14 protein-coding genes are annotated in these 12,859 nt (G+C 64.1%); 7 read left to right on the top strand and 7 right to left on the bottom strand.

The annotated features are described in order from the left end of the window. Positions 1-216: 216 nt before the first annotated feature. From NKG60_RS20865 to NKG60_RS20850, 4 genes are all read right to left on the bottom strand, one after another. A complete protein-coding gene (locus tag NKG60_RS20865; protein WP_352975450.1) occupies positions 217-513 on the bottom strand; it encodes a DUF1905 domain-containing protein in 297 nt (98 codons plus the stop codon). 28 nt (positions 514-541) lie between these two features. Continuing rightward, the gene (locus tag NKG60_RS20860) at positions 542-664 is read right to left on the bottom strand and encodes a hypothetical protein (RefSeq protein WP_352975447.1); all 123 of its coding nucleotides are present in this window, start codon (positions 662-664) and stop codon (positions 542-544) included. A 4-nt stretch (positions 665-668) separates the two neighbouring features. Beyond that, positions 669-1,304, bottom strand: a complete 636-nt coding sequence (bluB, locus tag NKG60_RS20855) for a 5,6-dimethylbenzimidazole synthase (RefSeq protein WP_352670267.1) — start codon at positions 1,302-1,304, stop codon at positions 669-671. A 438-nt stretch (positions 1,305-1,742) separates the two neighbouring features. Further along, positions 1,743-2,453, bottom strand: a complete 711-nt coding sequence (locus NKG60_RS20850; RefSeq protein ID WP_352975445.1) for a glutathione S-transferase family protein — start codon at positions 2,451-2,453, stop codon at positions 1,743-1,745. 77 nt (positions 2,454-2,530) lie between these two features. Here NKG60_RS20850 and NKG60_RS20845 point away from each other — a divergent pair, with 77 nt between their 5' ends. The 3 genes from NKG60_RS20845 (at position 2,531) to NKG60_RS20835 (ending at position 4,275) form a co-directional block, all read left to right on the top strand. Next, positions 2,531-3,043 (top strand): DinB family protein, encoded by a 513-nt coding sequence (locus NKG60_RS20845; protein ID WP_352670262.1) that lies wholly within the window; start codon positions 2,531-2,533, stop codon positions 3,041-3,043. A gap of 7 nt (positions 3,044-3,050) precedes the next feature. Continuing rightward, positions 3,051-3,356, top strand: coding sequence for a hypothetical protein (locus tag NKG60_RS20840; RefSeq protein ID WP_352867321.1), 306 nt, complete (start codon positions 3,051-3,053; stop codon positions 3,354-3,356). 130 nt (positions 3,357-3,486) lie between these two features. Then, entirely contained in the window at positions 3,487-4,275 is a 789-nt protein-coding gene (locus tag NKG60_RS20835) for a GGDEF domain-containing protein (protein WP_352670259.1), read from the top strand. A gap of 12 nt (positions 4,276-4,287) precedes the next feature. On the opposite strand, the gene NKG60_RS20830 is transcribed toward NKG60_RS20835, so the two are convergent. From NKG60_RS20830 to NKG60_RS20820, 3 genes are all read right to left on the bottom strand, one after another. Continuing rightward, a complete protein-coding gene (locus NKG60_RS20830; RefSeq protein ID WP_352452964.1) occupies positions 4,288-4,590 on the bottom strand; it encodes a DUF982 domain-containing protein in 303 nt (100 codons plus the stop codon). A 164-nt stretch (positions 4,591-4,754) separates the two neighbouring features. Next, on the bottom strand, positions 4,755-6,836 hold the full coding sequence (locus NKG60_RS20825; RefSeq protein WP_352975443.1) for an ATP-dependent helicase: 2,082 nt from the start codon (positions 6,834-6,836) through the stop codon (positions 4,755-4,757). A 94-nt stretch (positions 6,837-6,930) separates the two neighbouring features. Continuing rightward, positions 6,931-7,104 (bottom strand): hypothetical protein, encoded by a 174-nt coding sequence (locus NKG60_RS20820; RefSeq protein ID WP_023677660.1) that lies wholly within the window; start codon positions 7,102-7,104, stop codon positions 6,931-6,933. Positions 7,105-7,236: 132 nt separating this feature from the next. On the opposite strand from NKG60_RS20820, the gene NKG60_RS20815 reads away from it, so the two are divergent. From NKG60_RS20815 to NKG60_RS20800, 4 genes are all read left to right on the top strand, one after another. Further along, positions 7,237-7,416 (top strand): hypothetical protein, encoded by a 180-nt coding sequence (locus tag NKG60_RS20815; protein ID WP_254820275.1) that lies wholly within the window; start codon positions 7,237-7,239, stop codon positions 7,414-7,416. Between the two features lie 450 nt (positions 7,417-7,866). Beyond that, on the top strand, positions 7,867-9,744 hold the full coding sequence (locus NKG60_RS20810) for an ABC-F family ATP-binding cassette domain-containing protein (RefSeq protein ID WP_352975442.1): 1,878 nt from the start codon (positions 7,867-7,869) through the stop codon (positions 9,742-9,744). A gap of 250 nt (positions 9,745-9,994) precedes the next feature. After that, entirely contained in the window at positions 9,995-12,103 is a 2,109-nt protein-coding gene (locus NKG60_RS20805) for a molybdopterin-containing oxidoreductase family protein (RefSeq protein WP_352975439.1), read from the top strand. Positions 12,104-12,159: 56 nt separating this feature from the next. Continuing rightward, positions 12,160-12,858, top strand: a complete 699-nt coding sequence (locus tag NKG60_RS20800; RefSeq protein WP_352492634.1) for a DUF2270 domain-containing protein — start codon at positions 12,160-12,162, stop codon at positions 12,856-12,858. Position 12,859: the final 1 nt, after the last annotated feature.

The raw sequence follows: 12,859 nt of genomic DNA, 5'->3' as shown, positions 1-12,859 counted from the left end.
CCGCTCCTTTTTCTAACAGCCCCCGGCCCCCCCCCGGTGGGCTCCGGGCCCGGTGTGGGTTTTGCCCCCTACAACACTCACCAAGGTGTCCCCCCCCCTCCCCTTGGGGGGGCGCGGGGCCCCCCCCCCCCCCGGAGAGGGGCCTTCGTAGAGCGCAGTCCCCTCTCCGGTCTCGGCTTCGCCGAGCCACCTCTCCCCACTTTCGTGGGGAAGTCGTCATAACTGCATCTCGATCGTCAGGTTGGCCGTGTCGCCAGCCCCGAGGCCTTCGCGAACCCGCACCGCGGTCTTGATCGGCAAGAGCAGGCTGCCGGATTTCTTGTCGGGAAACAGCGATGTCCGCCATCTGGTCTGGCCGATGACGGCTTCGACGCCAAGCGAACCCCAGGGCCTTGCCGCCCCCACCATCGCCGTCTTAATCCGGGCCCCAAGCTCCGGCGGCAGCGTCACGAAATGCCAGCCGCCCTTGCCCGGATAGACCCAGATCTCGGCCTGCATGTCATAGCGGAACATTTCTGTGCCCTTCCTCAGGTCAACGCCATCATAACTGGCTTTGCCATGCTGCCTTGTTGGCGATACTGACGATCGGCGAACCATCGATGATTTCCACAGCCCTGCGGGGGAAAGCCATTCTTCCCTGCAAAGAGGATGGCAGCGCCGCCATTGCACTACCGCCTTGTCACGATAGATGGCCGCCGGGTTTCCCAGCCTTCCCGTTCCAGTTCCGGCACGCTGTGGTTCTCGCTCGGGTAGCCGATGCAGAAGTAACCGATCAGCGTCCACTCCGGCGGGACGTCCAGGATTGTCGCCATCTCGGCCGGATCGAGGATCGAGACCCAGCCCATGCCTATTCCTTCGGCGCGCGCAGCCAGCCACATCGTGTGGACCGCCATGACAGCGGAATAGTCTATGGTGGCTGGCATGGTCAGGCGTCCAAGCCCATGCCCTTGCTCGGTTGCGCGGTCGGCGAAAACCGCAAGCTGGCAGGGCGCCTCATTCAGGCCGGCAAGCTTCAGGCGACCATAGAGCGCGGCGCGTTCGCCGCAAAAATTTGCGAGTGCCTCCGCGTTGCAGCGCTCGAAGCATGCCCTGACGGCGGCGCGGCGTGCTTCGCTCTCGACGATGACGAAGCGCCAGGGCTGGCTCAGCCCGACGGACGGCGCGGCGCTGGCAAGCTCGAGCAGCCGCTCCAGCGCCCCTTCGGGGAGCGGCGTCGGCTTGAACCGCCTGACGTCGCGCCGCCACAGGAAAAGATTGGCGAGCCCGGCGCGAAAGTCGGCCGGGAACTCTGGGTTTGTGGTCATGGCGCGCTGCCTTTGTTGTGGTTGCCCGGTTCGCCGGACTTCGTCTTGTTTGCTTCGATCCGGGCAGTGATGAGGCGCCTCAAGCGACACTTCGTCTACCCGCATTGTCGCATTTCGCCGGGCGCGAATTCTAATGCATGTCGCGCCAAAGCATGCCCTCGGGCTTGATCCGGGGTGTGCAGCGGTTTGCGGTAACGACATGCATCAAAAAACGAACCTAAAGCGCGCCACTTGAGGCCGGTCGAACGCGAGGCGCTTTAGCCGAGGCCGGACGACATCGCCGCGATCTACGCCGTTGGGACCTTGATCGGCAAACAAAACCCGCCTCGGCAAGCCGGGCGGGTCGTTGGAGCCAATTAGCACCATACCCAGATTAGTAGCATAGCTGCCGGCACAAAGCAAGAACAAAATGTGGCGTTGCCGATGAAACTGCCGATTTCAACTCTCGAGTGGGGCGATCGCTGCGGCCGCGACCGTGCGGCCGAGGCCGCCATGCAGATCGAGGCATCGTTCGAACCATTGCGCCACCACATCGCTGTCGTCGAGTAGCCGGTAGGGCGTGGCGATGCGCGCCCATTGCAGCGCGCCGAAAACGATGTAGTCGGCAAACAGCGGCGACGGGCCGCCGATGAAGGGCTGATAGCCAAGCATCGAGCGGAGCGGCTCCAGCGAGGCGCGGAAGCTGGCGAGCCCGGCGTCGCGGGTGGCGTATACTGCCTCCAGGCGCTTGCCGAAGCGCTGCTCGCGGTTCTGCCGGAAATAGGCGGCGTTCGCCTCGTCCTGCATTGCATGCAGGTCCAGTATCGCTGCGGTGGTGACGTAGGGATGGGTGGTCAGCTGCGACCAGCGTTCGATGAAGCGCGCCGTCGCCTTGCCGCCGTCGCCGGAAAACAATGTCGGCCGCTCGGGATAGGCCTCCTCGAGATAGAGCGCGATAGCAAAGGAATCGGCGACCACCGTCTCGCCGTCGCGGATCACCGGAACGAGCTTCGAGACGCCGCCTTCCACCTTCGGCACTTCGAGAAAACGGGTCGGCACGCTGGTGATGTCGAGCCCTTTGTGGGTCAGCGCCATCACCGCCTTCCAGCAATGTGGGCTGAATGGGCGGGCGGCGTCGCGTCCGACAAGGTCATAGAGCAGAATGGTCATTGGCGGCAGCGTCCTTGCAGTCTAACTATGCCCGAAACAGACCCGCGCGAAACAGGGTCTCGCAGGTCGAGAGAAGAATGAAACAGCATTTCAGGATGTTTGCGGCCTACAATCAATGGGCTAATGGCCGCATCTACGATGCCGCCGCCGATCTCGACGAGGAAGAGTTCGACCGCAATATCGGCGTCTTCTTCGGTTCGATGATGGGAACGCTCAACCACCTCCTGGCAGCCGACCGTATCTGGATGAAACGCTTCACCGGCGAGGGCGACGCGCCGGCAAAGCTCGACGCGATCCTGCACCGCGCGTTGCCCGGCTTGCGGCTGGCGCGCGAGGCCGAGGACAAACGGATCATCCACTGGGTAGACGGCCTGAGCGACAAGGCGCTGTCGGGCCGCTTCTCCTATATGACCGTCTCGGATATGCGCACCGTCTCGCAGCGGCTGGCGCCGGCGCTCGACCACTTCTTCAACCACCAGACCCACCACCGCGGCCAGGCGCACGCGATCCTGACCATTCTGGGCAAGCCAAGCCTCGGACTGGACCTGACGATGTTCCAGCGCAGCGAGGAGGGCAGGGCATTCGCCTGAACTTGGGATGGCTGGTGAAGCGGACGGTGGTAGAGGACGATCCGCCGAGATTGCAAAACCTACCAAAACATTTTATGGAGCGCACGGTCGTGAGGGCGGCCGCTTCAGCAGCATTCAGCAGCAACAGCGAGAATTGGCACGCATGCCCAATGAACCCTTGCGCCTCGTGGCGTTCTTCGCCGTGGTCCTGGCGCTTCTCAACTCCGGTTATTATTTCCATCAGGGCGACATCGTCGCGACCATCTATTTCATGATCGGCGCCATTCTTGTGACCGCGGTCACCCGGATGAGCATCAGAAGGCAGCTGATTTAGGACCGATCTTCTTATCCGGCCGCCATCTCGACGGCTGGTTCGCTTCGACTGCGATCGAATTGAAAGCAAAGTCTTAGGACTTCGTTTGCGCTGTTGCTTCAAGGTAGCCGGCCGAAGCAGGAGCAAAAGCATGCAGATCGATTTGTCCCCGACGAGCTGGGGCAGGGTCGTGGCGGTTACCGTCGCGGGCACGGCGGTCTGCATTGCAGCCGCGTTCTTCGTCGATTCCTTCAATTTCCCGTATTTGTCGCCGGAAGCGCTGTGGCGGGCGCAGCTCACCGACCTGCTGCTGCCGCTCGTCCTGGCCAGCTCGTTCTTCTCTTTCCTGATGTGGAAAATGCGCCAGCTGGCGATCGCGCAGAAGACACTGGCCGTCGTCGCGGCGACCGACAGCCTGACGGCGGTATTCAACCGGGGTGCGTTTTCCATGCTCGTCGAGGCCTATCTAGAACAGGCCCGCAGCCATTCCGTCGTTAATGCCGGCGCCTTGCTGATCGTCGATGCCGACCATTTCAAATCCGTCAACGACCGCCTCGGCCACGACTGCGGAGACCAGGCGCTCAAGCTGATCGCCAGGACGATCCAGGGCCAGCTACGCGGCGCCGACATCGTCGGCCGGATCGGCGGCGAGGAATTTGCGGTTTTCCTTCCCGGCGCAGATCCTTCGCAGTCCTGGCTGGTAGCGGAGACAATTCGCCGACGCGTCCGTGAGGCGGAGTTCTCGCCTGGCGGCCGGCCCTGTCCTCTCTCGGTCAGCATCGGCGGCGTGGCGTTCAGCGGGCCGACCACCTACGCCGAGATGTTCGTGGTGGCGGACAAGCACCTTTACAAGGCCAAATCGAACGGCCGCGATCAGGTCAGTTTCGAACCCGCGGCAGCGGGCGACGCGCCGGGCGGCGGCCCGATGACGGTCCATTGATGGTCGTTTCTGTCAGGCGGCGTAGCCGCCGAGGCCCCGGGCGACGGGCTTGACCGAGACTGCCGGCTGGGCGGCCGGCCAGAGAATGCCTGCCGTCACGGCGAAGGTGATCAGGGCGTCGCGTGCCGCTTCGGCCGAGATCTCGCCGGCACGTGCCGCCTCGCAGGCCTTTACCGCCGCACCATAGCTCAGCCGCCGGCGCGAAGGCGGGAACTCGGTCAGGAATTCGTGCATCTCGGAGAACGAAGCGATTGTACGCTTGTAGCCGGCGCCAACAGTTAGGGCGACCGGGGTGGAAAACGTCCTGTCGTGCATTCTGGCCTCTCGAATGGGCGGAGGTCACGGCGGACGCCGTTCTCCGGTCTGGGGGTCGGGCAGAAACGCGGATCACGGCGCGAGGTTCCATGTTGCCGGGACTGTTTTTTCGCCGGCTCCGGGAGCGGTCGCCGGGCGAGCAGCGCCAGCGGCGAGGCGGGTGCCTATTTCCACATGCCGCGCATGTGGGCGCCGAGGTCGACACGCACCTGCGGCTGGCGGCGCGGATCGTCCCTGGCCTGGACGCTGGCCCATGCCACCTGCTCGAAGGCGCCGAGGATCGAGCGCGGGATGAAGCGCGTGCGCGAGGCATAGACATGGCGGTCGCCGCGCGCCGCCTGGCCGTGCACGAAAAAGCGATGCGGCATGACCAGGTGCAGGCTATCCTTGGCGCGCGTCATCGCCACGTAGAGCAGCCGCCGCTCCTCGTCGACGTCCTCCTTGCTACCGACGCCGAGATCGATCGGGATGCAGCCGTCGACGGTGTTGAGTACGAAGACGTTCTTCCACTCCTGGCCCTTGGCCGAATGGATCGTCGACAGGATCAGATAATCCTCGTCGCGGTGCGGCGGGCCGGCCTCGTCGCTGGTCGCGTCCGGCGGATCGAGCGTCAGCTCGGTGAGAAAGCGCTCGCGCGACGCATAGCCGGAAGCGATCTGCTCGAGTTGCAGGAGATCGGCCCGGCGCGTCGTTGCATCCTCGTGGATACGCTCCAGATGCGGCTCGTACCAGAGCCTGACCTGCTCGAGGTCGGCCGGCCATTTTTGCGCGCCGGCGCGCAGGCCGCTATAGAGCGCGACAAAGCCCGGCCAGTCGTCGGCGGCCCGCTGCGGCGGCCGATAGCGGGCAAGCCCCATTGTCTCGTCGAGCGACGTCGCCATGGTCTCGACGATCGCATTGGCGGCCGAAGGACCGATGCCCGGCAGAAGTTGCAGCACGCGAAAGCCGGCGACGCGGTCGCGCGGGTTTTCGGCAAAGCGCAGCACGGCGAGCATATCCTTGACGTGAGCTGCGTCGAGAAATTTCAGCCCGCCGAACTTGACGAAGGGGATGTTGCGGCGCGTCAGCTCGATCTCCAGCGGGCCGCTATGGTGCGAGGCGCGAAACAGCACCGCCTGTGCTTTGAGAACCGTGCCGGCCTCGCGTTCGGTGAGTATCGCCTGGCAGACATAGCTCGCCTGCTCGGTCTCGTCGCGCACGCTCACCAGCTTCGGCTTTTCCGCCGATTTGCGCTCGGTCCAGAGATTTTTGGTGAAACGTTCCGACGCTTCGCCGATCACCGCATTGGCCGCCGCCAGGATCGTCTCGGTCGAGCGGTAGTTGCGCTCCAGCATGACGACTTCCGCCGGCTGCGCGAACTGCTTGGGAAAATCCAGGATATTGCGCACTTCCGCGGCGCGGAACGAATAGATCGACTGCGCGTCGTCGCCGACCACCGTAAGCCCCGATCCGTCGGGCTTGAGCGCCGTCAGGATCGATGCCTGCAGCCGGTTGGTGTCCTGGTATTCGTCGACCAGCACATGGTCGAAACGCGCACCCAGATGCGCGGCGATTTCCGGCTCGCCGGCCATCTGCGCCCAATAGAGTAGCAGGTCGTCGTAATCGAGCACATTCTGCGCCTGCTTGGCCTCGACATATCGGGCGAACAATTGCTTCAGCTGTTCGGCCCAGCCGGCGCACCACGGGAACACCGAACCCAGCACCTCGCCGAGCGGCGCCTGTGCGTTGACCGCACGCGAATAGATCGCAAGGCAGGTGCCCTTGGTCGGGAAGCGGGCTTCGGTCTTCGAAAACCCAAGCTCGTGGCGGGCGAGATTCATCAGGTCGGCGGAATCCTCGCGGTCGTGGATGGTGAAGGCGGGATCGAGACCGATCTCCAGCGCATAATCGCGCAGCAGCCTGGCGCCGATGCCGTGGAACGTGCCGGTCCAGCTCAGCGCATCGGTAATGACGGAGGCATCGCGCCCCAGCACCTCGCCGGCGATGCGCTCGACCCGCTTGGCCATTTCCGCTGCGGCACGGCGCGAAAATGTCATCAAAAGGATACGGCGGGGGTCGGCACCCCTGACGATCAGATGCGCGACCCGGTGCGCCAGCGTGTTGGTCTTGCCGGAGCCGGCGCCGGCAATCACCAGCAACGGCCCGGCGATCTTGCCGTCGCCATGTTCGACGGCAAGCCGCTGCTCGGCGTTGAGCTTCGCCAGATAGGCCGGCTGGAAGGACGAATCACGGGCGGCAAGGTTCATCGCCCATCAAGCATCGTTTCTGCTTTGTTCGCAACGGTTTGCGGAGCCGGAACAGGGCTCGTGAACGAAGAAGCCTGGCGGGCAGGCCTGTCGACTAACGCTCGGGCTCGACGCCCATCCTTGCCGATTGCCGCCGCAGCGCCTCGCGATCGTCCTGTGGCGGCGGCAGCAGCAGCGGATCGAAATCGTCGGGCACCTCGTCGATCACTTTCTTGGCGACGCGATAGGCGACATAGACGATTGCCCCGGCGATGAGCAGACGGATCATGCCTTCCTCCATTGATTGTGCAGCAACCGGAGACGCGGCATTTTGTTCCCCGGCTCCTTGGCGAATGCGGGAACGACACCGGCCGCGCAACCAAATTGCCGACGCCTCGTTGTCGGGCGAGAGGAGACTGCGATGAAAAAGCGCTCAATCCTGCTGCTTATGGCAGCTCTGACGGTTGCGGGTTGCGACAACAACATCCAGCCGACCAAAGCCCCCGGCGACACCGTCGAGCAGAACCCGCAGGTCGACAAGAATCCGGTGCCGAAGTCTACGACCGGCGGTGATCAGCCCGGCACGCCGCCGAAACAATGACCGCCTCAAATGGCGTCGGCGCCGGTCAAGGAGGGTGGCCGGCGCCGCTTGGGAGGAAGCTGATGGCGCCGGCCAGGCGGAGATCAGGCCCGCCGCACATCCAAGGATAGCCGAGTCTTTCCGCAGCGTCATGGTCGATAGCGTACAGACGGCACGCCCCTGTGGACAAACGTGTCGGCCACGGCAGCGTTTGTTCATCACATAGTTCGTTCTTCCCATGGAACAAACCAGGCTGCTGCGTGTTTGGATGTCGATCGGACGCTCCCAAGGCCGCCGTTCACGAAAGAACCCGCGATCCTTATCCCCCCTCAGGATCGCGGGTTCTTTTTGCGTTTGCGGGAAGTTGCGGCGCGACAGGCTGACTTGCTTGCTGCCGGTTTTCGCGCCTTATGCGGCGAGCCGGGGCTCAAGCCCTTGCGAAGCATGGTTGTCCCGTGCAAAAGCCCGGCCATGCTGATCATCAACGACCTTTCGCTCCGTATGGCCGGACGCCTGCTTCTCGACCATGCCTCACTGACCTTGCCGGCCGGCAGCAAGGCTGGCCTTGTCGGCCGCAACGGCACCGGCAAGACAACCTTGTTCAAGGCGATCACCGGCGACCTCGCCTCCGAGACCGGCTCGATCAGCCTGCCCAAAAACACGCGCATCGGCCAGGTCGCGCAGGAAGCGCCTGGCACCGAGGAGCCGCTGATCGAGATCGTGCTCAAGGCCGACCTCGAACGGAGTGCCCTGCTCGAAGAGGAAAAGACGGCGACCGACCCGCACCGCATCGCCGACATCCACATGCGGCTGGCCGATATCGACGCGCACTCGGCCGAGTCACGCGCGGCCACCATTCTCGCCGGCCTCGGCTTCGACGATGCCGCGCAGCGGCGCCCGGCCTCGTCCTTCTCCGGCGGCTGGCGCATGCGCGTCGCGCTGGCCGCAGTGCTGTTTGCCGAGCCCGATCTGCTGCTGCTCGACGAGCCGACCAACTATCTCGATCTCGAAGGCACGCTATGGCTGGAAAACTACGTGTCGAAATACCCGCATACCGTGCTGCTGATTTCGCACGACCGCGACCTGCTCAACCGCGCCGTCAATTCGATCGTCCATCTCGACCAGAAGAAGCTGACCTTCTGGCGCGGCGGCTACGACCAGTTCGAGCGCCAATACACCGAGCAGCGTGAATTGCAGGAGAAGGGCCGCGTCAAGCAGGAAGCCGCGCGCAAGCACATGGAAGCCTTCGTCGAGCGCTTCCGCGCCAAGGCGTCGAAGGCGAGGCAGGCGCAGTCGCGCATCAAGGCACTGGAGAAGATGAAACCGATCGCCGCGATCGTGAACGACACGGTGCGGCCGTTCTCCTTTCCGGAGCCGGTGAAGACGGTGGCCTCGCCGATCATTGCGCTCAACAACGTCAACGTCGGCTACACCGAGGGCGAGCCGATCCTGAAGAAGATGACGCTGCGCATCGATGCCGACGATCGCATCGCGCTGCTCGGCGCCAACGGCAACGGCAAGTCGACCTTCGCCAAGCTTTTGGCGGGCCGGCTGAAGGCGGAGACCGGCAGCATGACGGTGGCGCCCGGGCTGAAGGTGGCAATCTTCGCGCAGCACCAGCTCGACGACCTCAGGCCCGACGAAAACGCCTACGAGCACGTCCGCCGGCTGATGCCGGAAGCGCCGGAATCCAAGGTGCGCGGCCGCGTCGCCCAGTTCGGCCTGACCACCGAAAAGATGAACACCGCCGCCAAAGATCTGTCCGGCGGCGAGAAGGCGCGGCTCTTGATGGGCCTGTCGGCCTTCGAGGGGCCGAACCTGTTCATCCTCGACGAGCCGACCAACCATCTCGACATCGACAGCCGTGAATCGCTCATCCATGCGCTGAACGATTTTCCCGGTGCGGTCATCCTGATCTCGCACGACCGCCATCTGCTCGAAGCGACGGCCGACCGGCTGTGGCTGGTCAAGGACGGCGCGGTCAATCCGTATGACGGCGACCTCGAGGACTACAAGACGCTGGTCACCGGCGTCTCCGGCGACCGCCGCGGCAAGCGCGAGGCGGATAAAGCCTCGAAAGCTGACCGCCGCCGCGATGCAGCCGCGCGCCGCGCCGCCTTCGAGCCGCTGGCCAAGGAAATCCGCGCTACCGAAGCGCTGATGGACCGCCTCCGCAAGCGCATCGACCTGATCGAGGACGAACTCGCCAATCCGGCCGTCTACGAAAAGGACCCCTCGACTGCCACAAGGCTGGCCAAGGAGCGCTCACAACTCGCGCAACAGCTGGCCGGCCACGAGGAAAAATGGCTGTCGATGTCGTCGGAGTACGAAGAAGGCACGGCGGAGTAGGAGAGCGTAATCTCCCCCTCGTGGGGGAGATGCCCGGCAGGGCAGAGGGGGGCGCTGTCCCGCCAGCCTCGCAGCTGTTCGCCGCGGCCGACCGCCGTCTTGGTCAGAGCGGCATCATTTCCAATAGTAGGCAATCCTTCGCGCCCCCCTCTGTCCTGCCGGACGTCTCCCCCACAAGAGGCCACTTGGGGGGAGATTGGCTCGTCATCTGGCCCTACACGCCACTATCACAACCGGCTAGTTTGCGCCCATGAATCAGCACGCCAAGCTCAAAATCGGCCATTCGGCCTGTCCGCATGATTGCCCTTCGACCTGCGCGCTCGAGGTCGAGTTGCTCGACGCCAGGCGTATTGGCCGCGTCCATGGCGCCAAGGCCAACAGCTATACGGCCGGCGTCATTTGCGCCAAGGTCGCCCGTTACGCCGATCGCATTCACCATCCCGACCGCCTGCTGAAGCCGCTGGTCCGTGCCGGCGCCAAGGGCGAGGGCGTATGGAAGGAAGCGAGCTGGGAGGCCGCACTCGACCTCGTCGCCGAAAAATTCATCGCGGCGGAGGCAAAATACGGCTCGGAGACGGTCTGGCCCTATTACTATGCCGGCACGATGGGGCTGGTGCAGCGCGATGGCATCGAGCGGCTCAGGCACGCCAAAAAATACTCCGGCTTCTTCGGCTCGATCTGTACCAATCTGGCCTGGACCGGCTGGATGATGGGCGCCGGCGCGCTGCGCGGCCCCGACCCGCGCGAGATGGCAAAGTCCGACTGCGTGGTGATCTGGGGCACCAATGCCGTGGTCACGCAGGTCAACGTGATGACCCACGCCATCAAGGCGCGCAAGGAACGCGGCGCCAAGATCGTCGTCATCGACGTCTACGAAAATGCGACGATGAAGCAGGCCGATCTCGGCCTGGTGCTGAAGCCCGGAACCGACGGCGCGCTGGCCTGCGCGGTGATGCACGTGCTGTTCCGTGACGGCATGGCCGACCGCGCCTATCTGGAAAAATACACCGACGATCCGCATGGTCTGGAGGCGCATCTTCAAACGAGGACGCCGCGATGGGCCGCCGATATCACCGGGCTTTCCGTCGACGAAATCGAGGCCTTCGCCCGTCTCATCGGCACGACGAAGAAGACTTATTTCCGCCTCGGCTACGGTTTTTCGCGGCAGCGCAACGGTTCGGTCAACATGCATGCCGCGGCCTCGATCGCGGCGGTCACTGGCTGCTGGCAATATGAGGGCGGCGGCGCCTTCCATACCAATTCGGGCATCTTCAAGCTCAACCAGGAACTGCTCGAAGGCACGCGGATGCGTGACCCCGCGATCCGTCATCTCGATCATTCGCGTATCGGCCCGGTGCTGACCGGGGCTGAGGATGCGCTCTATGGCGGCCCGCCGGTGACTGCGCTGCTGATCCAGAACACCAATCCGGTCAATGTCGCGCCAGAGCAGCGGCTGGTGAAGCAGGGTTTTCTGCGCGACGATCTGTTTTCCTGCGTGCACGAGCAGTTCATGACCGACACGGCCAAGCTCGCCGATGTCGTGCTGCCGGCGACGATGTTCCTCGAGCATGACGACGTCTACAAGGGCGGCGGCAACCAGCACATCACCCTCGGGCCGAAGCTGATCGAGCCGCCGGAAGGCCCGCGCACCAATCATTTCGTCATCGAGGAGCTCGGCAAAAGGCTCGGTGTCGCCGACCGTCCCGGCTTCGGCATGACCGAGCAGCAGCATATCGACATCATTCTGGGCATACGCGTGCTTGGCAGCTTTTCGAGCCTGAAAGAGCAGAAATGGGTCGATTTGCAGCCGGATTTCGCGGCCGCGCATTTCCTGGAAGGCTTCGGTCATGCCGACAAAAAGTTTCATTTTCGTGCTGACTGGACGGGCCAGGCGTCACCCAATCGGCCACCGAAAAGCATGGGCCTGTTCGGGCCGGTGGCGCGCTTGCCCGAATTCCCCGATCATGTCGATCTGATCGAGGTGGCGGACGAGGCGCACCCGTTCCGGCTGACCACCTCGCCGGCGCGCAATTTCCTCAATTCGACCTTTGCCGAAACGCCGGTGTCCAAGGCAAAAGAGCGCCGGCCGGAGCTGCTCTTGCATCCCGATGATGCGGCGGCACTCGGCGTCGCCGACGGCAGCCGTGTCGAGGTCGGCAACCAGCGTGGCGAAGTGGTGCTGCATGCAAAACTGTTCGACGGCATCAAGCGCGGCGTCGTCGTCGCCGAAGGCATCTGGCCGAACAGCGCCCATGAGCGTGGCGAGGGCATCAACGTGCTGACCGGCGCCGATGCGCCGGCGCCCTATGGCGGTGCCGCCTTCCACGACAACAAGGTCTGGCTGCGCCCGGCGGATTGAGCGTCGGAACGATATCTCCATCCGGCCGTTTTCGCGTGGCGGGTGGAGGCATTGTCATGGCAGAAGTGTTGCCGGCGCCGGATCCCATCGGAAGGACACTGTCGTCCGGCGAACTCGTAACCACGATGTCGCACTTTCATCGCGCCGAGATTGCGCGCATGGCCGGGTGGCGCGACCGCCTGGACCGGACGAGCAACTGGGCGATAACGGTTGTCGCCGCGATGCTCTCAGTCTCGCTTTCGACAGCCAGCGCTCACCATGGCGTGCTGCTGTTTGCCATGCTGCTTGTCCTGCTGCTGCTGTGGATAGAGGCCCGCCGATATCGCTTCTTCGACTTCTATCGGGCTCGCGTGCGCCAGTTCGAACGGCACTATTTCGCGCAGATATTCTCGCCGCAGCCGGACTTCGCGTCCGATTGGCTGTTGATCGTCGGCGAGAGCCTGCGCGCGCCGAAATTCCTGATTTCGCAACGCGTGGCTTTGGCGCGCCGCCTGCGTCGCAATTACATCTACATGCTGCTGATTCTGCTGCTGGCCTGGATCCTCAAACTGTCGACCCCTAGTCTTCTGACCGAAGGCGTCCGCATTGGCTTCGTCGGGTCGATGCGTGAGGCCGTCACCGGTGCTGCCTTGGGTCCAATTCCGGGCGCCGTCATCGTCGTGCTGGTCGCCGTCCTCTATGCCGGCCTGCTGGTGACAGCCTTCCTGACGGAGAGCGACGACGGCGAACTCTCCTTCGGTGACGTCCACGTCTAGC

The sequence above is a fragment of the Mesorhizobium sp. M1428 genome, assembly GCF_040317515.1.
Classification (GTDB): domain Bacteria; phylum Pseudomonadota; class Alphaproteobacteria; order Rhizobiales; family Rhizobiaceae; genus Mesorhizobium.
This window is presented reverse-complemented; position numbering and strand designations above follow the sequence as displayed.

Bases quoted from the DNA above. Each gene is read 5' to 3' on its own strand.
- NKG60_RS20810 (WP_352975442.1), top strand. From the start codon at position 7,867: ATGCTGATCATCAACGACCTTTCGCTCCGTATGGCCGGACGCCTGCTT.
- NKG60_RS20830 (WP_352452964.1), bottom strand. From the start codon at position 4,590: ATGCACGACAGGACGTTTTCCACCCCGGTCGCCCTAACTGTTGGCGCC.
- NKG60_RS20850 (WP_352975445.1), bottom strand. From the start codon at position 2,453: ATGACCATTCTGCTCTATGACCTTGTCGGACGCGACGCCGCCCGCCCA.
- NKG60_RS20805 (WP_352975439.1), top strand. From the start codon at position 9,995: ATGAATCAGCACGCCAAGCTCAAAATCGGCCATTCGGCCTGTCCGCAT.
- NKG60_RS20820 (WP_023677660.1), bottom strand. From the start codon at position 7,104: ATGATCCGTCTGCTCATCGCCGGGGCAATCGTCTATGTCGCCTATCGC.
- NKG60_RS20840 (WP_352867321.1), top strand. From the start codon at position 3,051: ATGGCTGGTGAAGCGGACGGTGGTAGAGGACGATCCGCCGAGATTGCA.
- NKG60_RS20860 (WP_352975447.1), bottom strand. From the start codon at position 664: ATGGCGGCGCTGCCATCCTCTTTGCAGGGAAGAATGGCTTTCCCCCGC.
- NKG60_RS20865 (WP_352975450.1), bottom strand. From the start codon at position 513: ATGTTCCGCTATGACATGCAGGCCGAGATCTGGGTCTATCCGGGCAAG.
- NKG60_RS20825 (WP_352975443.1), bottom strand. From the start codon at position 6,836: ATGAACCTTGCCGCCCGTGATTCGTCCTTCCAGCCGGCCTATCTGGCG.
- bluB (WP_352670267.1), bottom strand. From the start codon at position 1,304: ATGACCACAAACCCAGAGTTCCCGGCCGACTTTCGCGCCGGGCTCGCC.
- NKG60_RS20835 (WP_352670259.1), top strand. From the start codon at position 3,487: ATGCAGATCGATTTGTCCCCGACGAGCTGGGGCAGGGTCGTGGCGGTT.
- NKG60_RS20845 (WP_352670262.1), top strand. From the start codon at position 2,531: ATGAAACAGCATTTCAGGATGTTTGCGGCCTACAATCAATGGGCTAAT.
- NKG60_RS20815 (WP_254820275.1), top strand. From the start codon at position 7,237: ATGAAAAAGCGCTCAATCCTGCTGCTTATGGCAGCTCTGACGGTTGCG.
- NKG60_RS20800 (WP_352492634.1), top strand. From the start codon at position 12,160: ATGGCAGAAGTGTTGCCGGCGCCGGATCCCATCGGAAGGACACTGTCG.